The sequence below is a fragment of the Streptomyces sp. NPDC086766 genome (assembly GCF_044746005.1).
Lineage (GTDB): Bacteria > Actinomycetota > Actinomycetes > Streptomycetales > Streptomycetaceae > Streptomyces.
In genome coordinates this window covers 15,183-36,274 of the sequence record NZ_JBIVBI010000029.1, presented here as the reverse complement: position 1 = coordinate 36,274, position 21,092 = coordinate 15,183, and the positions used below count along the sequence as shown (strand labels likewise).

Genomic DNA, 21,092 nt, shown 5'->3' with positions numbered 1-21,092 from the left:
CGAACGCAAGGCCGAACACTTCCTGGCCTTCACCGCCATCGCCTGCAGCCTCATCTGTTACCGCAGGCTCACCAAATGAGACGACGTCTAAGGGAACGAAGCCAGCCAACCAGTAACGATTCACAAGTTCCGCGCCGACCGCGCTCTGATAGGCGCGGGGACGACCGTGGAACCGTGGGGGCGGGGTGCAGGCCCCCAACCCGCAGGCGCGGGGCGAAATTTCCCAACTCCCCTTAATGCAGAGTCCTTTCGGCTACAGGCGGGGCGACTGTACTGTGTGCGTCCGGCGACGGCGCTGTGTGCTTCCGGTGGCGGCGCTGTGTGCGTCCGGCCGCGGCGGTTTTCTCAATCAGGAGGTCAGAGATGAAGAGCACGATTGCGCGCATCTGGCGTTCGGTCCGCACTGCCTCTGTCATGGCGGTGGTCGCCAGCGCGGTGCCCATCGTGATGAGTCCCGCTGCTTATGCCGCGACCTACGACGGTCAAACGCCCAGCAGCACCAGCTGCTGGAATGACCGGCGGATCGTCGCCTCCACCTATCTCTACGCGGGCTCGTACAACTCCGGCGCCATCATCGACCTGTACTACAGCCCGACGTGCCGTACGACCTGGGCCCGCATCGAGCACGGCACGATCGCCTCCCCCGGGGACAACGTCGGTGGTATCGCCGAGATCATCCGGAACAGCGACGGGCGCACCTACACGTGTCACGTCACCAGCAGCAGCGGCACGTGCTACACGGCGATGGTCAATGACGCAAACGTGACCTCGTACGCGTACGGCATCGAGGACGGCGGGGCCTACTACGCCACGGGCCGGACGGCGAACTACTGACAGGTCGGTTGCGGTCGCGAGGGGGAAGCGACACCGGTCCAACTCGTCGACAGTCTCCGTGCCGATAACGCTGTGCCGGCCCCGAGGTACCGCACTTCGCCGCCGGACGCCCCCACAGCATCGACGGTGGGGGTCTTGCCCTCAATTGGCGACTGCCGCGAGCGCAACCGGATTGCCGCCGAGCGGGCCGCCGCCTCGCCGCCGACGCTCCGTAATGCCCTCTGAACTGGGGAAACGATGGACCAGGTAGGTCCCCAGCTACCCGGTCCAAACCCGTCGCCACGCTCGAAGAGGGTTTTGCGACCGCTCCGGGTGTCACTGCAGTCGATCTGGCTGTGCTGACCCGGCTGCCCGATACTCACCGGCTCGGCTTCGTCGCCTACGGCCGCTGGACCCGCGAGGCGATCGAGTCCACCCCGTGGCGGGAACCCGAGGACGCCCTGCGCTTCCTGGACGTCGGCCAGGACGTGACTTGCTCTGTCACCACCACGGCCTCGGGCAGCCTCTCCACCGCCCTGAAGCCGCTGGACATCATCCGCGTGCCCGGCCTGCAGGACCTGCTCGGCCACGCCCTGGACGACCCAGATTCGGACGGGACATCCCTGGCAGGCCTCGACATCAGCCTCGGCGGCACCACCCCGTCCGGTGGGGGCGGCCCGGTCGCCGATCGGTACCGGGTCAAGCCGTTCGCCCAGTGGAAGCAGGCGGCGCCGGTAGGCTCGCCTCCCCTGCCGCCCGTCCCTGCGGTTGTCCTGCCTGAGGAGGCCTGGCAGGGACTGCGTATGGCCTTCAGCTTCGCGGGCGCCGACTCAGACCTCACTCTCTTCCTGACGGGGCATGACGGGCGAGTCGCCGGGGATGAGGACTTCGTCTTCTACCACCACCCCTCTGCCGCCGACGGCGCCGCGCGTCTGCTGGGCAAACAGCCCGAGGGGCCGCACACCGTCGAGCGCGCCACCGTCCACCTGTCCGCACTGCCTGAACACGTCCGACGCGTGGCCATCGCCATCAACATGGACGTCGACACCGGACTGACCTGCGTCTCCCTGACTCACGCAGCCCTGCTCATGGACTGCGCAACGGGGGCGGCCTGGACGTTCCAGCCACCCGCGGACCCCAACATCAGGGCCATGGTCGTCGCAGAGCTCTACCGGCACACCGTCGACAACCGACCTGCCTGGAAACTACGCGCCATCGGCCAAGGCTGGGCAGAAGGCGTCGACGCTCTTGCCCGCGCCTACGGGGTCGACGTCGAGTGACTGCGGACGCAGGACCCGGCCGGGCCCAGATGCGTCTCCCGATGCGGGGGAGCTCTGCGCAGACGGCGGCGAACAGGTGGGCGCGTCGCTTCTGACGGCACGTCGCTCATGACGCCACTCGACGACAAGCGGGCCGAACCCCCAGGGGGCTCCTGACGAGGAATAGCCGAAACAGATGGGGCCCGCGTCATCGGCGCGAGCCCCATCTCCAGCTTCGGGGAAGGCGCTCCCTCGCAAAGGCCGCCCCATGATGATCGCCGTAACCGCCCGCCGCATACCGGCCCGACGCTCCCGCCCAGGGCATGGGCGCCGCGCGGGCCGCACCTTCTCTACGGACTGCGGGGCATCCATCTGCCCGGGATCCGGCGGCTCTCGTACACCGGGTAGCCGCTGACGGTGCGGGCCTCACCGAGCTCGTAACGTGCCCGTCACGCTCTCGGTGCGGGCGCGGGAGGCGAGGTCCAGATCGAAGGAGACGTCGTTGAGAGCCCGCAGCACGGTGCGCTGCAGGTCGGGACCCAGCTCGCGCAGCCGTTCGTAGTAGGTGTCCCTCAGTCCGAGCGAGAAGAAGTCTCCGTCCAGGGTCTCGAAGGCGTCCGGCAGCGGCGTTCTGGCCGGCGCGGTCATGCCGAACCGGCCGATCTTGACCCCGCCGATCTCCCTGATCTCGCCGCCTGAATCAACACAGAGCAACCCGAAAGTCGTCTTGAAGTCGTAATAATCCCAGTTGTCCCGCACCAGGAACGCCTGCCCCGGCATAGGGGAGGCGGGCCGTCCGCGGACAGGCAGGACAGTGAACTGCACGGTTCCTCTGGAGAACACCTCGGCCAGCGGCCAGGCACATCAGAACAGACAACGCAACCGCCCTGCGCGAGCGGCGCTGCTCCCGGCGAAGCAGTGCCGCTCGCGGGTGTCAGGTGGCGGCGGGCCAGGCCCGGGGGCAAAGCGACGATCGTGGCGGTGCAGGCGGGGTCGTGCGGCCATCTTCTGCCGCCGGGCGGCTGACGGCTACTGACCCGGGTGGACAGCCTGGACGCCGGTACCCGCGTACGCCTTCGGCGTCACCGTGAGCAGAAACCGTCCACTGGGGTGGGCGGCGGAGGGACGGGCGGCGTGGATGGCGTGGACGGCAGCCCAGGAGTGCCCAAAGCGCAGCAACTCGGTAGCGGTGACCGCGGCGTCGGTGTCGAACGCCTCGATCCGGATGAACCGCAGCCCCTTGATGTAGCCGAGCAAGCCCGGCCGCTCGGCGTCGCCGGCCGTCAGCGACAGCACCGGCGCATACAGATCACCGAGCCCGCCGGAAGCCTGGACGTAGAACGCGGCGACGGCCTCATTGAACGGATCCTTCGGGTCGTACAACGCCGCGACGGTCGTGTGGTCCAGGACAACCGAGATCGCCGCCACTACGCGGCCGCCCGCGGACCGTGCGAGGCGGCGCCCAGGCGCTCCAGCAGAGCCCGGGCCTTCGCCTCGGCCTCCGGGCTCGGCGCGCCGCCGAGGGCGGCGGCGAGCTCGGCGCGGGCCAGCTCAGCCCGCTCGGCGTACTCGGCCTGGGTCGGAGTGCCCTGCGCGAGGCCCTCCACCAGGCTGCGAATGGTGGTGCCATGCTCGGCCGCCAGCTGGGCCAGCCGGTCCCGCGCGGCCGTACTCACTTTGATGCTCGTCTCGTCTGCTGCCATATTCCTCACCCTACCGCGCCCCTCTACTTCAGGTAGAGGAAATGCGTCTGTACGGCAGCATGCTCCTGTTACCTCCGCCCACGTGCGGAAGATCGCACTGGCAGGTCGATGGGCCCACGCCTTGTGCCAGGCGAGAGCACGCCTCCTGCACGCGGTTGGTACGCGAGATATGCGCTTGAGGTGGGGGGCACGAGGCGCCCCTCGTGGGCAAGCTGAGTGTCGACGCCCGGGCTGGCGATGCCTCCGGCGCGAGGAGGCCGACTACGACACCCGCTCCCACACGCGGGCACGGCGCGGGCAGCCCCAGACAGAGTGGAACTCGTCCCAGCTCATCCATGCGCGGGCGGCAGGACGCCGGCACCGGGAGCGCGACGAGGGAAGCCCCGTGGGAGGAACGGGAGCCCGGCCCTCACTACGACACCCTGGGCCAGGCATGATCGAGGCCGGGCCGCACCTCTTCGACTAGAGTGCGGTGGCGAAAAAATCCAACTCTATCTTCACACAGACGTTGGGCAGCCTCCTCTTGTGCGCGCAGCCGATCCCTTGGAATCAATCATCTTGGTGCCGGGTGGGGCGGTCAGGCCAACGCTGAGATCGGCCGGCCGCCCCAGCGGATACCCTTCTTGCTGCGGATGCGGGCACGTTCCTTGCTTTGGGCCATAAGAACTGGTGGCTGCTTCCAGGCTGCGCTCGAGGCTCGCGGCAGGCGTGAGCGGCACTTGCGGCTCCGTGCGTGTCAGAGGTTGGAAGGTGCGGTGTGTCCTTGCCGCCTGAGCGGTCGCCGCGGCCCGCGGGTGAGATCGTCGACGACCTCGATGACGGCGAGAGCTCGTTCGGTTGGCGCGATCTACCCGAGCCTCCCCAAGCGAACCGCGAGACCAGACGAGCCGCTGGGAGGCAGAAGTGACCGACCGGCTCACCGCCGACGCGATCGCTGTCGCCATTCCTTGAACCAGGCTCAGCAGACTGCCGACAACCACCAGCGACCAACGCGACCGGTGGTCATTCCGAGCCGGGCGGCGTCGCCTCACCACGTTCGCCATCCGTCTCCGTACCCACCGGGCGAATCGATTCTTCGGACACTCTCCGGCGCCGGGACTTCTCCCCAGCCACCGAGACAGCAGCGCCCTGAGCTGGTCGAACGCCGGCGACCCTGACAGATCCCGGAACCTGGGACTTCGGCTCATACACAGCCAACGATCCACAGTCCGGGCCGTAACCGCAGTTCCGTCGAATGGAGCAGCAGCGCAGGCTCGGCTGCCATGCCATCGCATGTCCGGGGAGGGCTGCGGGACGTTGTGTCCGTCGCTGACGTCGGCGTTGCGGTCGGTGGGCCCGTAGACGCCGTGGTCGACCTGGCGCAGTTTGCCTTCGGCGACGAGGGCCCCGAGGTAGTTGCGGACGGTGCCGGCTGCCGCGTCGGCCGCGGCACGGATCTCCTTGGCCGTCATCTCCCGGTCGACCACGGCGAGGATCTTGTCTTTGATCGTCGTCTTCTTCGGCTGTGCCGCCGCGGACAGGAAGGCGAGCATGCTGGTGCTGTCGCCGGGACTGTTCGGTCCGTCGGTGGCGTAGTCGTCGACCGGGGAGTCCCAGTGTCCGTAGAGGTCGCCCATCGCGGCCAGGGCTTCGATCTCGCGGTCGGTGAGCGTGTTGACGCCTCCGCCTTCCGGGAAGATCTCGTCCCGGTTGTGGCCGGTGCCGTCCGCGGCGGTTACTGGACCATCGACGTCCGCAACCGCGCCCACCACCAGGTCGCCTACTGGCTGGTGCACTTCAGCCGCCACAGGGAAGGGATGTGGTTGTTGGGCGAGGCCGCCAGCCTTGCCCAGGTCCAACGGCGCCGCGCCTGCCTGCCCCCGCCCGAGGAAGGTGTCTTGTTCAACGCCGTCGACACCTTTGACGATGACTCGATCGCGCATGCCGGGCTGGTCCCGACGATTCGACTGGCCGAGCGGTGCGGCCTGCCCGCGATCGGCGGGCAGGGCCGGAGATGGCGATCAAGACCGAGACCAGGGCGGATGATTTGTCGGAGCCCGCAGAGCTGCTGGACCGGACCTTGATCTGGAACCAGAGCCATCTCCTGTACGCACTCGACGAGTTCGAGGCGTTCTACAACTGGCATCGACCGCACCGAACACTGAAGCAAGCCGCGCCGCTTCGCCCACAACCCCAACCGATCCCCGTGCCAAAGCAGATCAGCCACCTTGCGGTCCGTCGACGAGACCGACTCGGAGGAACCCTGCACGAGTACCAGCACGCGGCCTGAGCAGGCCGGATGATTGCGCCCGCAGCGTCAGGGCAAAGTTGAAGGGCCCACTACGCCGAGGGGTCCTATCTTGAGCAAGACCGTGACCCGCGGAGGGCGGCATCCGCGACGTCGCGCGGGTCGGGCAGGACGGCCAGCGCTTCGTTGACGCCGTTCCGCTCGCGTCGGTCAGCGTGAAGCCGACCGTGTACGTGCCCGGGGCCAGGCCCCCGTGCAGTGGCACGTTCAGCTTGAGCTCCCCGCTGGTAACGGAGCCGACGCCGCCGGAGGCACCATCCACCGAGATGCCGTCCGCGTCGTACGCGGTGAGACTGAAGCCGGTGATGCCCGCGAACGACGTCACATCGAGGGTGAGCCCGTCGTTGCGAGGCAGCGAACTTGCCGGCACAGAGACGTCCGCAAGTGACGCGGAGTAGACGGCGGGAGCCTGGGTGTTCGGGATCTGTGTGGCGACCAGGTCCAGTTCCGGGCCGCGGAAGGCTGCGCCGTAGGCGGCGGCGTTGCCGGCGCCGTCGGTGAGCCGATCCCGGTGACCCTGCACTGTTTGGTGAAAGTCGGCGCTACGGTGGCGAGCACCGAGATGGTCCCGTCGGGTGCGATGGTGGGGTTCTCGGTGACCGACCCGCCGCAGTTGTCGAGCAGCAGTGTGACGGAGGATACCCCGTTCTGGGCGCCGAGCGGCCTTATTCTGACCGTCAGAGTCGTGAACCCGGTCCAGTTGTTGTAATGCTCGGGGCTGATGGCGAAGTCTGTCGCTGACAACGCTCGGTTCTGGGTCACGGCGATGCGGTCGCGGAGTTCGGCCGGTGTCATGACCTCGACGTCGGTGCCCAGCCGCAGGAATTCTCCGTGGGCGTGGTCGATCGATTCGATGGGCACACGGGTCTCCGTCCATCCGTCACTCGCGGGTGTCACGCCGATGCGGCGGGCGCTCTTCGGGGTGAGCCGGCCCCGGTACCGCCTCTCTAGGCCTGGTGTCATGCGCCATTTCGCCGACTATGACCTAGCAAATCGTGGCATGGCGCCACTGTCGGCAACGGTCACCTCGTCGATAAGACACCCTGCACTGCCTCCGCAGCGTCCGTGGAGGGAGGGCCGGCCAACCACCACCTACCGGACTGCTTGCGGAACGGGTACCAAAGTCCGTCCGGCCCATATCGCAACTCGACATCCACGCCCACGAGTTGGAGGCGACCTGCGGTCCGGCGCAGCACCCGTGGACTGGGCAGTCCGGATAGCGGCACGGTGAGGAGTTGTTCGCGAGCTGCGGCCTCGGTGGCCAGCGGTGCTACTAGACCGCCGTCAAGGACGGCCAGTGCGGGTTCGCCACCGTGCTTCCAGGCGACGCTTGCCCGGGAGAGTTGGGCGCGGGCCCGGTCGGAGCTGTTCAGCAGGCGGCCGAGAAGGTGAGGATCGCCGTCTGACTGGGCCGCTCGTCGAACGGTGTCAAGCCACGGGTCGGCGTCGAGCCAGAGCCGCTCTCCCGCGCCTTCTCCAGCGCCGACGGCGTAGGTGTAGGCGTTGGATGCGCGGTGCGCGGCGTCGTCGGCCAGCATGCGCAGCCGCTCAGGGGCCGCGAGACTGTCGTCGTGGCCCGCATCCGGGAACGGCCCGGTTGGGGCGGGGCCGGCCGACGGGGCGGGCAATGGGGGGAAGGGAGGAAGTCGGCCCTCCCGCCTGAAACGGGCGAACGCCTCACCGGCCGGTACTCCGCGGGCTGCACCCAAGTCCGCTTCCGTTGCGGCCCGTTCGGCAGCGGTGATCTCGCGTTCAGCGCGCCTGACCGCTACTTCGTCGCACACCTCGTTCAGGTGGTAGCCGCGGAGCAGTAGGAGGGCGTCGGGGCGGGTGTCGATGGCTCGGGCGAACTGGTAGGACAGCGCGGCCGCGTGTTTGCAGGGGTATCCCCAGTCCGGGCAGGTGCATTCGTAGTCCGTGACACCGGGTTTCGGTACCAGGGCCGCGCCTTCGGCGGCTGCGAGGCATGCGGTGGTCTCGCCGAGTTTCCCGCAGGACAGTTCGGCGAGGGCCTCGCTATCGCCCGCCCATGCTTCGAGCAGCCGGTCTCCCTCCGCCTTGGGTAGTTCGGGAACGCGGAGGGTGACCTTGTACGGCCGACGGTCGCTGCCGGCTACCCGGGCGGTCAACTCACCCTTGCGTACAGTGATGTCACGGACCGCACCGCGTCGGACATAGGAGCGGGCGCGGTTCAGCCTGGCTTCGTGCTGTCCGATGTCCCGTCTGTGGGGGTTCTCCAAGGTCGCGATCCACAGCGCTCCCCACGGCCCGTCAACCATCTGCCGCTGTCCCGGGAATGGTGGTGGTATCGGAAGGATCAGGTCTCGGGGCGGCTTTTCCTTGCGGCTGGGGCTCACGTGCTGCTCCGGTCGGTGGTGGTGTGCAGGGCGACCAGGTCGGCGAGTTCATCGTCGGCCAGGTCGGTGATTGCGGCTTCCCCTTGGCCCCCGTCGAGTACAGAGTCGGCCAGGTCACGCTTAGCAGAGATGAGCTGTGCGATACGTTCTTCGACGGTGCCCTCGGTGATCAGTCGGTGCACCTGGACCGGCTGGGTTTGGCCGATGCGGTAGGCCCGGTCGGTGGCCTGGTCCTCGACGGCGGGGTTCCACCATCGGTCGTAGTGGATGACGTGGGAGGCCCGGGTGAGGTTGAGGCCAGTGCCGGCCGCCTTGAGGGAGAGCAGGAACACCGGGACCTCGCCTCGCTGGAAGGCGTCGACCATCTCCTCGCGGCGGTGCACCGGGGTTCCGCCATGCAGGAAGAGCGTCTCCACCCCACGTCCGGACAGGTGTGTCTCCAGCAGCCGGGCCATACGGGTGTACTGGGTGAACACCAGCACGGAGGCGTTCTCGGCCAGCAGCACCTCGAGGAGTTCGTCGAGGAGGTGCAGTTTGCCGCTGCGGCCGGTGAGACGTGCCGCGGCGTCCGCCTTGAGGTAATGGGCGGGGTGGTTGCAAATCTGTTTGAGGGCGGTGAGGAGCTTGAGAACGAGGGCGTGCCGGGCGATGCCCCGCGCCTTGCGGATCTCGTCCATCGACTCCCGTACCTGTGCCTCGTACAACACAGTCTGTTCACGCGTGAGACGGACCGGATGGTCGGTCTCGGTCTTGGGGGGCAGTTCGGGGGCGATGCCGGGATCGCTCTTGCGGCGGCGTAGCACGAAAGGGCGGATCAGACTGCCGAGCCGTCCGGCGGCCGCGGCGTCCGCCGCAGCCTGGCTGCCGCGGGCGGCGCGTTCAGCGGCTCGGCCGTAGCGTTCCCGGAAGGCCGTGAGCGGGCCGAGCAGACCGGGTGTGGTCCAGTCCAGGAGAGCCCACAGTTCGGTGAGGTTGTTCTCCACCGGGGTGCCGGAGAGGGCCACCCGGGCGTGGGCGGGGAGGGCACGCAGTGCCTTTGCGGTGGCCGAGGCGGGGTTCTTGGCGTGCTGTACCTCGTCGGCCACGACCAGTCCCCACGGTCCGGCGTCGCAGAGGTCCGGCAGGTCGCAACGGAGTGTGGCGTAAGTGGTGAGGACGATTTCCCCGGCCTGGATGCCGGCGAGATCGCGGTCGGGGCCGTGGTGGCGGCGCCAGGGTGTGCCGGGTGCGAACCTGTCGATCTCCCGTCCCCAGTTGCCGAGCAGCGAGGCTGGGCACACCACGAGGGTGGGACGGCCGGCGGTCCTCGGGTTCCCCTGCCGGCGCAGGTGCAGGGCGAGAGCGGTGACGGTCTTGCCGAGGCCCATGTCGTCGGCGAGACAGGCGCCCAGGCCCAGGCGGGTGAGGCGGTCGAGCCAGGCCAGGCCGCGCAACTGGTAGCCGCGAAGGGGTGCCTTCAGGGCGGCAGGTGCGGCCAGTTCGGCATCGGCGGCGTGCTCCGGCGCGGTCAGCCGGTCGCGGAGGGAGGCGAGCCACCCGTCCGGCCTCACCGGGGCGAGAGAACCATCAGCGTCCTCGACCGCGCCCGTGAATACGGCGGTCAGCGCCTCCAGGGCACCCATGTCGCGTGTCCGGCTACGGGCCTTGCGCATGAGCACATCGTCGACGACGACCCACTGGTCCCGCAGCCGCACCAGCGGCCGTCGAGCCTGGGCGAGCCGGTCCAGCTCGACCTGAGTGAGCGTGCGGTCGCCGACCGCAAGTTCCCAGCGGAAGGAGAGCAGCGCCTCGGGTGTGAAGAACCCTGCTCCGTCCGGCTCCTCCTCCGGTGATCGGCTGTCAGGTTCCACGACGGCATGGGCTACGAGATCGCGGGCCAGGTCCTTCGGCAGATGCACGACCACGCCTGCCCGGGCCAGCGCACTGATGCCGCCGTCCAACAGGTCGAGGAACGCGCCGTCGTCCAGGACGAGAGCGTCCGGCTCGGGCTGTTGCAAGAGACCGGCAAGTGCTGGCCAGGCTTCGGCGGTCCTTCGCAGCCCGGCTTCGGTCCCGGCGCGCTCGCGGGGACCGAAGCCCACCACAGTTCCGCGCCAGACCTCGGCCACGTCGGCCAGCAGCAACGGGTCGGCCAGGGAGTGGACCTGAGGCACGCAGCGCACCGCCGCACGGGGCCGGTACGGGGTCTCGGCATCCGTACCCTCATCGTCGTAACCGTCCTGGACGTCCTCCACGTCCGGCAGTTCGATACGGAGGGAGAGACGCACACCCGCGTCCCGGCCGTCCGCGACCCTGGCGGCCCAACCCCACAGTCCGGGCAGATGCCTGGGGTCCCGCCCGGCGAAAGCAGCTTGGCCCGCCGCGGCGACAGCAGCGGGTGTGCGCGGCAACAAGTCGGCGACCGCGTCCAGGAACATACGCAGCCGGTCGTACGGATCCTGCAACAGCAGCGGGCGGCGCCCGCGGTCAGAGTGCTCGAACGGTGTCGCGTACGCCGCGGGGTCAAGGGCCTCCGTCAGGGCCCGCACCCAGACGGCATCCTCCTGAGCGAAGGGCCCGAGACGCCACGCGTCGTACCCGCCGGCACTCAGCCCCGGCAGCAGCAGCCCCCGGCCGGCCATGTTCAGGGCGTAGAGCGCCGCATGCCGCCACGCGGCAGACGTCGGGGCAAGTCGCTCCGCCAGCTCGTCCAGCAGCAGCGGCAGAACGTCGGCGAGCGGGCACACCACCGCGCGGACAGTCCGTCGCCGCGCACCGCGCCCGTGCGGTACGACCACCACGAGCTCTTCGATGGGAGCGTCGGCCGGGAGCCTATCGTCGTCGGCATGGAAGGCGATCCGCCCGGCACGAGGGGGATCGCCCGGCAGGAACACCGCCGTGCAGTTCCGCAGTTCTTCCCACCACGCCGGGTCGAAGGTGAGGTCTCCGGGAGTAGGCGGCACCGGCTCGGTCCTGATCCCGGCTGACGCAGACGGGCTCGCCCGCTCCCAGGACTGGGCAGGGACGCGCACCCTGGTCACACGGGGATCGTCGATCTCCCGGCCATCCGCGTCAAAGTACTGGGCACTCTGCTCCTGGCCTTCATCGTCCAAGACCGCCACACGGTAGACCGTGGCCATCGACTGATTCCCTTACTGCAATCCCCAGCCGCGCTTGTCGCCTGCTACCGGCTACCCGACTGGCCCTGGCGGGGAAAACCACCGGTCGAAACGTCTCCACACTACCGGGCCGTCCCGCGCACCAACGCACCGTTCGGCGCCTTACCCAGGGCCCCACGGACAGACAAGATCCGGGCCCTTCCCGGCCCAGCCCCCGCCCCACAAGCGGCGCATCACCTGTTTTCGCTGGTCGTCGCGGTGCTGTCCGTGTACCGCCAGCAGACGAAGAACCTGCTGGTGTCGTACGGCGTCCAGGTAGCCGTGCCAGCGCCACTGCTGCCCGGTCGTCTGTTCGCCGCCACGGTGCCAATGCCAGCGACGGCACCACCAGCTTCGACACCTGGTGCGGTCTGCCCCACCGGCTCTTGTGCGCCGGGGGAGGAACGACCGGCACGATCGCCTATGTCGCCGGCTCCGGCCACGAACAACAGGACAACCTACTGGGACACCTTCAGGAACTCGCCGAGGTGACGGACGACGAAGTCACCACGCTCCTCGCGCAACGCCACCGCTACTACGCCGACGTCCTCCGCGAGCCGGGCACGGCCCCGGAGTCCGGCGATGGCTGAGGAGCAGACGGCGACGCCGCCATGCCAGCTCCGGGGGGGCTTTCGAAAGCCGGCGGCGCGCCACCCTCTCACTCGGATGGCGCGCCGTTCGGCGTGCGCGGCCCGGCGTGCGTCCCCCCGGCCCGCCGGGGGCGGAAGTGGCGGGCAACGGCCCGCCGGGACCAGCCGGCGAGGGTGGGCCGTTTCCGAGCTGGTCCGGCCCTTCTGCGGGTGTAGCGAACCTGGATACCTCCGGCATCGACGACCTGGTCGCCGCCCGCGTCGGCTCGACCAGCAACCCCCACGCACTGGCTGCGCTGATGTCGGTCGCGGGGGAGGGGGCAGACCAGATCCCCGCGCTGACGGTGATCTGCACCTACGACTCCCTCGACAAGATCGAACAAACCCAGAGCACGGGGTACGCGGTGCTGCACTTCGACCTGGCGGTCATGGACCGACCTGGTCGACGCCCTGGCGGCTTCGCTGGTTGATGACGAGGTCACCAATGCGCTCGCTGCCCTGGCGGGAGTCGCCCCTCTCGTGATGCCTCAACCGCTTGGCCCGGACTTCCTCAGCAGCACCGACGTACCGGAGTTGCTTGTCGGAAACGGACTGACCCCGGTGCCGGACTCCGGTACCTCCCTTGGGGCCAATCTGTTCGCTGACCCAGGCATCGACCAACGCGACCCGGCGGAGCGCCGCGACTCGTCGACAGCTGGCTCCAACAGATCAGCCTGGACGCGGGCCTGTTCGGCATGGAGCAGATCCTTGCGCGACTCCACGCCGGCTCTCCCGTCCCGTCAGTCACGTAGCACCGTCTCTGGTGACGAACCCCCGCTGTGGGCGCTGCGTTCCCCGGACGCCGGGGAACGCAGCAGGGCCCTCAGCCGTTTCTACGGCGCGGTTCACCATCAGGGCAGCGTGTATCCGCCCACGGCGGCCAGCCTGCCCTTTCTGTTCGAGCTGGCCGCCGATGGCGCCACGCCCGACCGGGCCGCCGTCGTCGCGCTGCTGGTCAGCATCGGCCGGGAGTCCCTCGATCGGGGCTTCGAGGACGACGGCACCGAGATCGAGTGCTACCCCCCGATGGGCTGCGTGCAGGCCATCGCCTTCCTGTACGAGCGGGGTGCGGAGTTCGCCGAACTCGCCCGCGACCCCGACCCGGACATGCGCCTGGCCGCGATCCCCGGGCTCGGGCTCTTCCTCGACGACGCCGACCGGGCCGCCGCCATGCTGCGCGAGCGGCTGGCCGCCGAGCTCGGCATCGCGGCGCGGCTGCGGATCGTTCAGGCGGCGGCCACTGTGGCACTGCAGGACCGCCGGTTCCAGCCCGTGCGCGCTCTGAAGCAGCCACCGCTGGGCCGGCAGCAGCTTGTGGCAGCCCAGTCGCTGGGCCGCGACCCACGCCCCCAGGTTCTCGCCCAGGACGATGACCTCGTCCGCGGCCACCGGCAGCGTGCCGCCGGCCTTGAGGTGGGCGTGGGTGAGCTGGTAGCGGCGCTGCCAGGTGGCGTCCCAGCCGAGCGCGTGCGGTGGCGGGGCGGGGGAGCGTTGCCAGGGGCCGGCCGTCGGCGCGGTTGCTGGGGCACGGCGTCGGCGTGAAGGTCAAGGAGGGGCTCTACCAGCTACACCCGATCCTGACCGTGAAGGGCGGCCCCGGCGGTTGCCGGCCGCGACGGCACGGGATGGGGCTGCCCCCATGAGGCGATGAAGGCCCCGGCCACTGGGTGGCCGGAGCATCTTCGTCATGCCGTCCGGGTCCCGCCGTCGGACGGCCGCAGGGGGTGGGCGCAGCACAGCTCTGATCGATCCAGCCCGGCCGCCGCCGTGGCCCCAGCACGCCTGCTCTTGAGGGCGCGTGCTGCGCAGTCACGCGCGGGACGCCCTCCCAGGCTCGTCAGCTTGGCGTTTGGCCCCCGCGGGGCCCGCTGCCTAGGACCGGCGGACCCGGCGTCTGGGAGGGCGCCGACGCGGGGTAAACGGAACGTACGCCTCCGCCTGGACTGATCGGAAGCCTCACTGCTGTGTGTCGTGGCTCACAATCGAGACGCCTTCGGCGACCTCTGTGGACGGTGCGGAGCCCCTTTACGGCATACGCCCGAGTTGCTGGTCGAGTTCGGCGGCGCGCTCGGGATGGTACTCGTGCCGGAGCCGGTAGCGCTCGGTGACATCGCACGGCAGATCAAGGGCGAGGGCTTGGACTCCGTGCGCCAGGCGCTGCGGGCCTGCCTCGCCCGGATGCCTCAGCGGACCGAGCGCAGCCTGCGGACGCTGGCCGAGGTGCGGTACGCCTCGCACGGGACCATGCGGCCGGAGGCCGTCGCTCTGCGTGAAGCGTTCGACTAGGCGGCGACGGGGCGGACCCCCGGCGGCCGATCGCCTCCAGCGGACCGTGAACGACCTTGAGGGCCAGGCGCTGCAGGGCTGGCTGCGGGAACAGAAGGCCGCCTACCTGTATATGACGGATCGCGTCGCCGCCCAGCAGGTGCTGGCGGGCGCGCTGGACGAGAACCAGTTCGTCCTGAAGCCCGTGGGCGGCGTGGCGCCGGCGCAGATCAAGGCGACCGCCGTTCAAGCTCGCGAGGCCGCGGAGTTCCTGTCCGCCGAGTACGGCGACGGCGTCAACCTGGTCCTCGGGGTGAAGGCGATGCTGGAAGAAGTGGTGTGGGGCGATGAGGAACGCTCCGACGTGCCGAGCGGGCCTGGAAGTGGTTGGGCCGCCACCTCGGGTTCGTGAGCACGCAGCCGGAGAAGCTGTATGGCACGGGTCCAGACAACCCCTGCGCGGCAGGCGGTGATCGAGCTGAAGACCGGGTGTGGCACCGACACGATCGCAAAGAAGGACGTGGACCAACTGGGCGGCAGCATCAGCTGGCTCAACAAGAACAACCCCCAGGTCAAGCCCCTGCCCCTGATGGTGCATCCCAGCCGCGTCTGCGACGCCAAGGCCACCCCGCAGGCGGGGAAGCGCGTGGTGACACCGGCCAGGTACGAGCTGTCGAAGCAGGCGGTCGTCCAGCACGCCGTCGCGCTCGCCAGTGACCTGGGCCGGTGGGGCGACGAGCAGGCCGTCGCTGCTCAGCTTGCTCACCACAAGCGCACGAGCGATCGCTTCCTCGACACCTACTCCGAGGTCGCGCGCACCAGCGCGTGACCACCCCGCGCGAGTCGACGATCACCTGGGACGTTCGCTGGAGACTTTAAGGGGCACCCGGCGTCCGTCGGCTGATGCCCCTCTCTTCTTGCCGAACGGCTGCTTCGGCAGGAGCCGGATCTGCTGGTACCGTCGCTCGTATGGACCAGAACGGACGCCAGGTGCCGCCCTTTGAGCCAGAGGAGTACGCGCGCGTCGAGGCAGCCGCCAACATCGTCGGCAAGTCCCCTGAGGACTTCGTCCGCGACGCGGCGCTCAAGGCTGCCGGCGACCCGTTCCTTAAGGCCCTCGGCCGGGCCCGCGACCGCGTCCCGCAGCTCGCTGAGGTCTTCGCCACGCAGGACACCCGTGCCGTCGACACCAGCACGGCCGGGTGGCCCGACCTCGCGCCCCTTGGCAGCCGTGACCTGCACGATTTCCCGCAGCGCGGTCACGCCGCGTGACCCGGTTCCTCACCCCGCAAGAGCTCCTGCAGATTGCGCAGACCCTCCCGGGGGACCCGGCCTGTCTCGACTTGGGCGTGCTGGACGCCGTCTGCGCCCGCGCCCAGGCCCACTACATGGGCCGCGATGTGTACGCGAGCGACTGGCTCAAGGCCGCGGCCATGCTGGAGAGCATCGGGCTGCATGAGCCGCTGCAAGCGAAGAACGAGTTCTTCGCCTGGCTGGTCGCCGAGACGTTCCTCAACACCAACGGCGTCACGCTGGACTACGAGCCGGAGGAAGCCCTCGCGCTCGTCATGCGCGCCAAGCACAAGGGCGCCCGCGTTCAGGAGATCGCCGCACAGCTGCGCGCCTGGTCCACCGGCTGAGGCCCCGGCCCACGCTCGGGTTTATCAGCCCCTGTTGGAGGGCGCCTCGAACGTGATGACCTGCTCGTTGGCCGCCTTCTCCGCAGCACTCAGCCGCTCGATGTTGTACTTCTCGTCCAGCACGCGGGCCTTCAGCCCGCAGGGCCTGGCCATACGCGCAGGAAACCGCCCCCCACTCGCTGGCACGGGCAGCGGCATAGGGCGCGGCACGGCTGCCTTGTAGCCTCCGATCCCCGACTGCGGCCCTTGCGCAGGGTGGTGCGTGTTCAGTTCGGGCTGGTATGGCGGGCCTTGGCCACAAGTTCGCGGGGCAGTCCCGGTCGTACGACGCGATGCTGCCATGGACGTCTGCCCAGGCCACGACACCTCAGGGCCCGGGATGACGAACGGTGCCCGCGTTCCGGCCGGCGGGCCCAACGGGACTGACCGAGCTGGTTAAGGGCGGCCAGGCGGACGCATGCGAGGAGGGGCCGCTCAGGTGCCGCGTTCGACGTGCGTGCCGCCAGGTGCCTTCGTACGGTGGGCAGTACCCGGCTCGGACAGGCAGCTGGGGCATGGCGGTCCCGCGCTCCGCGCACGTGGCGCGGGACCGCCCAACGGCACTCGGGTTCGCCAGAGAGGCCCGAAGAGCGCACGGCCGTGCAGCTCCTCCGGCCTGCGTCCGTCTACGCCTTCTACGACTCGGTCGGCGAGGCGACCCGTCGAGTTCCCCAGAGCAGTGGCCCGACCGGATGACCGCACAGCACGCCCGAGCGACACGACTGGCTCCGCACCGAAGAGCGGTCTTCCTGACCTCGGGCGCTGCCCCGTGTGACGTGCCAGCCCGGTGCGCGACCACGAGTGGACCGCCCGTCGTTCAGTCCGGACAGGCAGCCCACTCGTGGCCGTGCTCAGTCAGCTCCGCGTGAGTCTGTGCCCCCTCGACGTCAGCCCCGTGTGACATTGCGCCGCTCCACCACATCGAAGCGCAGCCCGCTCGATCCCTCGCTCCTGCCGGTGTCCCGGCGCCGTGAGCGCCACAGGTGGGTCGATCCGTCGGGTCCGCGGCCGTACTGCCATGTACGCCGCACCTGGACCCCCTCGCGCGCCACGACCTCGTCATACAGCCGTAGGCGTGGAGAGCGGTGTTCGAGCAACTCGCCGAGGGGCTGGATGAGCTCGCCGGTCTGCTGGTCGCGCAGCGAGGCACGGGCGAGCCAGCGCGAAGGAGGTTGCCCGTCGGGTTCCTCGACCTTCAGGACGAACGGGATCCAGTAGTCGGGCATGGTGGTGGCCAGACGGTAGGCGAGGTCCGGCGCGCCAGGTGGTGGGGGTGTCTGGGCTGCGGCTAGTTCTTCCGCGCGCCGGTGCCAGGTCTCGACGCGGTCGACCGGGCGGCCCGCCGGGCCGGCGATCACGCGTTCGATGCCCCAGACGAGGTTCGCCGGTTCGTCGCGTATGAGTACGACCTCCTCCAGCGGCGGCGACTCGATCGTGGACGGCAGCGCGTCGGCGGCAAACAGCAGATCGGGGCGGCCGCCGAGATCGAACATCCGGAAGCCGTCGACGGAGTCGGCGAGCGGTGTGACGTCGGTCTGCCTGCCGAAGGTGTCCGTCACGGTGAGGCTCTCGATCCGGCACAGCGTGCCGACCGGTATGCCGTCGAGGGGGATCGTGAACCAGTCGTTCCCGAAGACGGTCGCGAACTCCACGAACAGCAGGCGCATCAGATCCGTCGGGCCTGCGTGCACCGCACCGAAGTCGACCGCCGCATCCTCGATTTCCCAGAACCTTGGCGCGGGCATGCCGGGGAAGGAGACGGGCACGGGTACGAGCCCGCGTTCGAAGGGTGCCGGCGGCGCGCCCGTCGGCTCGGCCGCGTCGGCGCGCAGTGAGTCGCCGTCATCCACGGACACGGAGTACCAGTCGAGCCGCCGCCCGTCGTACTCCGGTGCGGACAGTGCGACTTCACCCGCCGAGGTCTCGGTGGACAGTGTGAAGCCGTACTCCATACGCGAGGGTGTCCAACTGTCCCCCGCGCCCGTCGCCTGGGTGAACAGCTCGTCCCACCACGCGAACCACTCGACGACCGCCTGGCGGAAGCCGTCGCGGTCGTTACCGTCGATCGGCGGCTTGTCCGGAATCCGGCCGCCGTTGGCGGGCAGCGCCTGCTGGAGGTCGCGGTAGAGCAGCGCGCCGTCGGGCGCGCGCCCGGCCGCCAGATCGAGATGGCGCAGCGTCCCCGCGTCAAGCGTCCGGCGCTCCTGCTCGGTCGGGGGCCGCATGCCCGCCCACTGCACGTACCGGCGACGGTACTTGTCCGCGTCCTCGGGGCGCGAGAGGTGCCGCGACAGCAGGCGCAGCCAGTGCAGGCCCGACTCGGCGGCGAGGCGCCTGTCGTCGAACGTCGAGGTGCCGTCGCGTGGCGGCAGGATCCGCTCGTGCTCCACGAGGGTCTCGAGCGGTACGTGCCCGCTCGGCACGTCGGCGGCAGATGCAGACGTGGATACGGATGCGGAAACAGGGCCCGGGCGCCACCTCGCGATCCTGGACGTCTCGCCCCTGACCTGCGCGAGTATCGGCGATCCTGCGTCCTCGCCGTCGAACTCGCGCATCTGCCACTGGCGGCCGAGCAGCCAGCGGGCGTCGTACACGGCCGCCTGAAGGCCTCGTTGCAGGCCGGCATCGAGGTCGTCATCGCGGGCGTGGACCTCCAGGCGCGTCCAGGCGGTGATCGAGCCGCGGTCGCCCACGACAAGCTGGTGCTGTTCGCCCGTTCCCCACCGTGACGTGATCTGGACCTGCTTGACCCCTGAGGCCCGCATCTCGCGCAGGGAGGGGACCCGGGCCGTGATGAGGTGGTCGTTCCAATCGAGGACGGTGAGTTCGAGAGCCACCGTGTCGGTGGACTCCGCGTCCTCTCCTTCGTAAACGGCGACGATCTCCGCCCTGCCCTCCTCGCGCGGGCCGAAGGCGTGACCGTTGATGTCGATGGTCGTTTCGGGGGAGGTGCTCGGCGGGCCGATCGACTCGATCACCGGGAGTTCACCGAGTTCGAACAGCACCGGCTCGCTCTGCCCCCACGGCGTGCGGACTACGACCTCTTTGAAGCCCGCGCCACCGAGCGCGGCGAGGCCCGGGACGGTCGCGGTGACGGCGGTCGGTGTCCACGACACGATCCGTGCCTCGACGGGGGTTGTTCCCCGGGTTGCCAGGGTGAGCGCCGAACCGGGCGTTCCCGGGCGGCCGAAGCCCTGGCCGGTGATGGTGGTCTGTGACCGTTCGAGTTCCGCGGCGGGCGCGAGCGCACCGGCCGTGGGCGGCGCGTCCTCGTGCAGGACGAAGGCGACCGGTGCGGAGGTTCCGCCGGGCGTCTCGACCACCACGTCGAGCGGTCCGCCGGAGCCGATGGTCGCCAGCGGGGGCACGGTGACCTCGATGCTCGTGTTCGTCCACGTGGTGACGGTGCCCTCGACGCTCGCCCCACCGGGGACGCGGAAGTAGACGTACGACTGCGGCGTCGCGCCACCGAACGTACCGGTCAGCCTGACGCTCGCGCCGCCCTTGCCGGACTGCGGCGCGAGCGAGGCGAGCACCGGCGTCGGTGGGGGAGGGGGCGGCGGCGGGGGCTCTGGGGTTGCGTTCATCGGGATCCCTCCGTGGATACCCCGGCCTTCGGGCCGGGGAGGAAACGGATTCCTGTGGAGCAGGGCAAGGAGAGCCGAGTCGCCGCCAGGGCGGTTCGGCGTCTGCGGCCCACCGGCTGACGCCCATGACTCACACGGGAACTGATAGAACGTGGGGTGTGACGCAGCAGGTCAAGCGGGCGTTCAAGTACCGCTTCTACCCCACGGACGAGCAGGCGGCGGAGCTGTCCCGTACGTTCGGCTGCGTCCGCCTCGTCTACAACAAGGCTCTTGAGGAGCGCACCCGGGCTTGGTACGGCGAGCAGCGCCGTGTCTCGTACGTGGAGTCGTCGGCCGCGCTGACGCAGTGGAAGAAGACCGAGGAACTGGCCTTCCTGACGGAGGTGTCCTGCGTTCCGCTCCAGCAGGCGCTGCGCCACCTTCAGACGGCGTTCGGGAACTTCTTCGCCAAGCGCGCGAAGTACCCGCGCTACAAGAGCCGGAAGAAGTCCCGTGCGTCGGCTGAGTACACCCGCAGCGCCTTCACGTGGCGCGGCGGGAAGCTGACGCTGGCGAAGATGAGGCAGGCCCTGGATATCCGCTGGTCGCGCCCTCTCCCGGAGGGTGCGCAGCCCTCGACGGTGACGGTGTCCCGTGACAGCGCGGGGCGCTGGTTCGTCTCGATGCTCGTCGAGGACAGCGTCGTCCCGGCCTCCGCCACGAGCGCGGCGGTCGGCCTGGATGCCGGGATCACCTCCCTGTTGACCCTGTCCACCGGGGAGAAGATCACCAACCCCCGGCACGAGCGCCGTGACCGCGCACGTTTGGCGAAGGAGCAACGGGAGCTGTCGCGGAAGGCGAAGGGCTCCGCCAACAGGGAGAAGGCGCGCCGGAAGGTGGCCCGCGCGCATGCGCGGATCGCCGACCGGCGCCGGGACTTCCTGCACAAACTGTCGACTCGTCTCGTCCGTGAGAATCAAACGGTCGTGATCGAGGACCTCACCGTCCGCAACCTGCTGAAGAACGGCCGCCTCGCGCGTGCCATCGCTGACGCATCGTGGACGGACCTGCGCTTGATGCTGTCCTACAAGTGCGCCTGGTACGGGCGCGAACTCATCGTGATCGACCGCTGGTTCCCGTCCAGCAAGCTGTGCGGGAACTGCGGCACGGTCCGCGAGAGACTGCCGCTGAACGTCCGCGAGTGGGCGTGCGAGTGTGGCGCGGTGCATGACCGCGACGTGAACGCGGCACGCAACATCCTGGCTGCCGGGCTGGCGGCGTCTGCCTGTGGAGACGGTGTAAGACCCCAACGGGAGTCCTCCCGGACGAGGCGGTCGTCGGTGAAGCAGGGAACCCAGCGGGCGACTGCTGGAATCCCCCGCCATTAGACGGGGGAG

At 69.6% G+C, this 21,092-nt stretch carries 18 protein-coding genes and 2 pseudogenes; 11 read left to right on the top strand and 9 right to left on the bottom strand.

Annotated features, from left to right (window positions below):
* The first annotated feature begins 363 nt into the window (after positions 1 to 363).
* Both ACIPM1_RS31875 and ACIPM1_RS31870 read left to right on the top strand, forming a co-directional pair.
* Entirely contained in the window at positions 364 to 834 is a 471-nt protein-coding gene (locus ACIPM1_RS31875) for a DUF2690 domain-containing protein (protein WP_402440575.1), read from the top strand.
* Positions 835 to 1,169: 335 nt separating this feature from the next.
* A complete protein-coding gene (locus ACIPM1_RS31870) occupies positions 1,170 to 2,093 on the top strand; it encodes a TerD family protein (RefSeq protein WP_402440574.1) in 924 nt (307 codons plus the stop codon).
* A gap of 405 nt (positions 2,094 to 2,498) precedes the next feature.
* Here ACIPM1_RS31870 and ACIPM1_RS31865 read toward each other — a convergent pair whose 3' ends face one another.
* From ACIPM1_RS31865 to ACIPM1_RS31850, 4 genes and pseudogenes are all read right to left on the bottom strand, one after another.
* Complete coding sequence (locus tag ACIPM1_RS31865) at positions 2,499 to 2,897, bottom strand: hypothetical protein (RefSeq protein ID WP_402440572.1); 399 nt, start codon at positions 2,895 to 2,897, stop codon at positions 2,499 to 2,501.
* A 204-nt stretch (positions 2,898 to 3,101) separates the two neighbouring features.
* The gene (locus tag ACIPM1_RS31860) at positions 3,102 to 3,500 is read right to left on the bottom strand and encodes a hypothetical protein (protein ID WP_402440571.1); all 399 of its coding nucleotides are present in this window, start codon (positions 3,498 to 3,500) and stop codon (positions 3,102 to 3,104) included.
* On the bottom strand, positions 3,500 to 3,775 hold the full coding sequence (locus ACIPM1_RS31855; RefSeq protein ID WP_402440569.1) for a hypothetical protein: 276 nt from the start codon (positions 3,773 to 3,775) through the stop codon (positions 3,500 to 3,502). Before ACIPM1_RS31855 ends, ACIPM1_RS31860 begins: the two co-directional genes overlap by 1 nt.
* 577 nt (positions 3,776 to 4,352) lie before the next feature.
* A pseudogene (locus ACIPM1_RS31850) lies at positions 4,353 to 4,442 on the bottom strand (IS630 family transposase); the annotation flags it as partial.
* Positions 4,443 to 5,816: 1,374 nt separating this feature from the next.
* Between ACIPM1_RS31850 and ACIPM1_RS31845 the strand changes: the two are divergent.
* Positions 5,817 to 6,044, top strand: a pseudogene (locus tag ACIPM1_RS31845) (integrase); the annotation flags it as partial.
* A gap of 339 nt (positions 6,045 to 6,383) precedes the next feature.
* Here ACIPM1_RS31845 and ACIPM1_RS31840 read toward each other — a convergent pair.
* The 3 genes from ACIPM1_RS31840 to ACIPM1_RS31830 all read right to left on the bottom strand — a co-directional run bounded on the left by ACIPM1_RS31840 (position 6,384) and on the right by ACIPM1_RS31830 (position 11,361).
* The gene (locus tag ACIPM1_RS31840; protein WP_402440567.1) at positions 6,384 to 7,025 is read right to left on the bottom strand and encodes a WYL domain-containing protein; all 642 of its coding nucleotides are present in this window, start codon (positions 7,023 to 7,025) and stop codon (positions 6,384 to 6,386) included.
* Between the two features lie 59 nt (positions 7,026 to 7,084).
* Positions 7,085 to 8,302, bottom strand: a complete 1,218-nt coding sequence (locus tag ACIPM1_RS31835) for an SWIM zinc finger family protein (RefSeq protein WP_402440565.1) — start codon at positions 8,300 to 8,302, stop codon at positions 7,085 to 7,087.
* 113 nt (positions 8,303 to 8,415) lie between these two features.
* Entirely contained in the window at positions 8,416 to 11,361 is a 2,946-nt protein-coding gene (locus tag ACIPM1_RS31830) for an SNF2-related protein (protein WP_402440563.1), read from the bottom strand.
* 922 nt (positions 11,362 to 12,283) lie between these two features.
* Here ACIPM1_RS31830 and ACIPM1_RS31825 point away from each other — a divergent pair.
* The 7 genes from ACIPM1_RS31825 (at position 12,284) to ACIPM1_RS31795 (ending at position 16,090) form a co-directional block, all read left to right on the top strand.
* Positions 12,284 to 12,616, top strand: coding sequence for a hypothetical protein (locus tag ACIPM1_RS31825; protein WP_402440561.1), 333 nt, complete (start codon positions 12,284 to 12,286; stop codon positions 12,614 to 12,616).
* A 430-nt stretch (positions 12,617 to 13,046) separates the two neighbouring features.
* Positions 13,047 to 13,727, top strand: a complete 681-nt coding sequence (locus ACIPM1_RS31820) for a hypothetical protein (RefSeq protein WP_402440559.1) — start codon at positions 13,047 to 13,049, stop codon at positions 13,725 to 13,727.
* A 540-nt stretch (positions 13,728 to 14,267) separates the two neighbouring features.
* Complete coding sequence (locus tag ACIPM1_RS31815) at positions 14,268 to 14,471, top strand: hypothetical protein (RefSeq protein WP_402440557.1); 204 nt, start codon at positions 14,268 to 14,270, stop codon at positions 14,469 to 14,471.
* A gap of 46 nt (positions 14,472 to 14,517) precedes the next feature.
* Positions 14,518 to 14,862: a hypothetical protein gene (locus tag ACIPM1_RS31810; protein ID WP_402440555.1), complete on the top strand. Its 345-nt coding sequence runs from the start codon at positions 14,518 to 14,520 to the stop codon at positions 14,860 to 14,862.
* A gap of 108 nt (positions 14,863 to 14,970) precedes the next feature.
* Positions 14,971 to 15,279, top strand: a complete 309-nt coding sequence (locus ACIPM1_RS31805; RefSeq protein ID WP_402440553.1) for a hypothetical protein — start codon at positions 14,971 to 14,973, stop codon at positions 15,277 to 15,279.
* Between the two features lie 140 nt (positions 15,280 to 15,419).
* Positions 15,420 to 15,722, top strand: coding sequence for a hypothetical protein (locus ACIPM1_RS31800; RefSeq protein WP_402440551.1), 303 nt, complete (start codon positions 15,420 to 15,422; stop codon positions 15,720 to 15,722).
* Between the two features lie 71 nt (positions 15,723 to 15,793).
* On the top strand, positions 15,794 to 16,090 hold the full coding sequence (locus ACIPM1_RS31795) for a fic family toxin-antitoxin system, toxin component (protein ID WP_402440549.1): 297 nt from the start codon (positions 15,794 to 15,796) through the stop codon (positions 16,088 to 16,090).
* A 24-nt stretch (positions 16,091 to 16,114) separates the two neighbouring features.
* Here the strand turns inward: ACIPM1_RS31795 and ACIPM1_RS31790 are convergent, their stop codons facing one another.
* A complete protein-coding gene (locus tag ACIPM1_RS31790; RefSeq protein ID WP_402440547.1) occupies positions 16,115 to 16,243 on the bottom strand; it encodes a hypothetical protein in 129 nt (42 codons plus the stop codon).
* Positions 16,244 to 17,016: 773 nt separating this feature from the next.
* On the bottom strand, positions 17,017 to 19,716 hold the full coding sequence (locus ACIPM1_RS31785; protein ID WP_402440545.1) for a hypothetical protein: 2,700 nt from the start codon (positions 19,714 to 19,716) through the stop codon (positions 17,017 to 17,019).
* A gap of 158 nt (positions 19,717 to 19,874) precedes the next feature.
* Here ACIPM1_RS31785 and ACIPM1_RS31780 point away from each other — a divergent pair, with 158 nt between their 5' ends.
* Positions 19,875 to 21,083: an RNA-guided endonuclease InsQ/TnpB family protein gene (locus tag ACIPM1_RS31780; RefSeq protein ID WP_402440544.1), complete on the top strand. Its 1,209-nt coding sequence runs from the start codon at positions 19,875 to 19,877 to the stop codon at positions 21,081 to 21,083.
* The last annotated feature ends 9 nt before the right edge of the window (positions 21,084 to 21,092 follow it).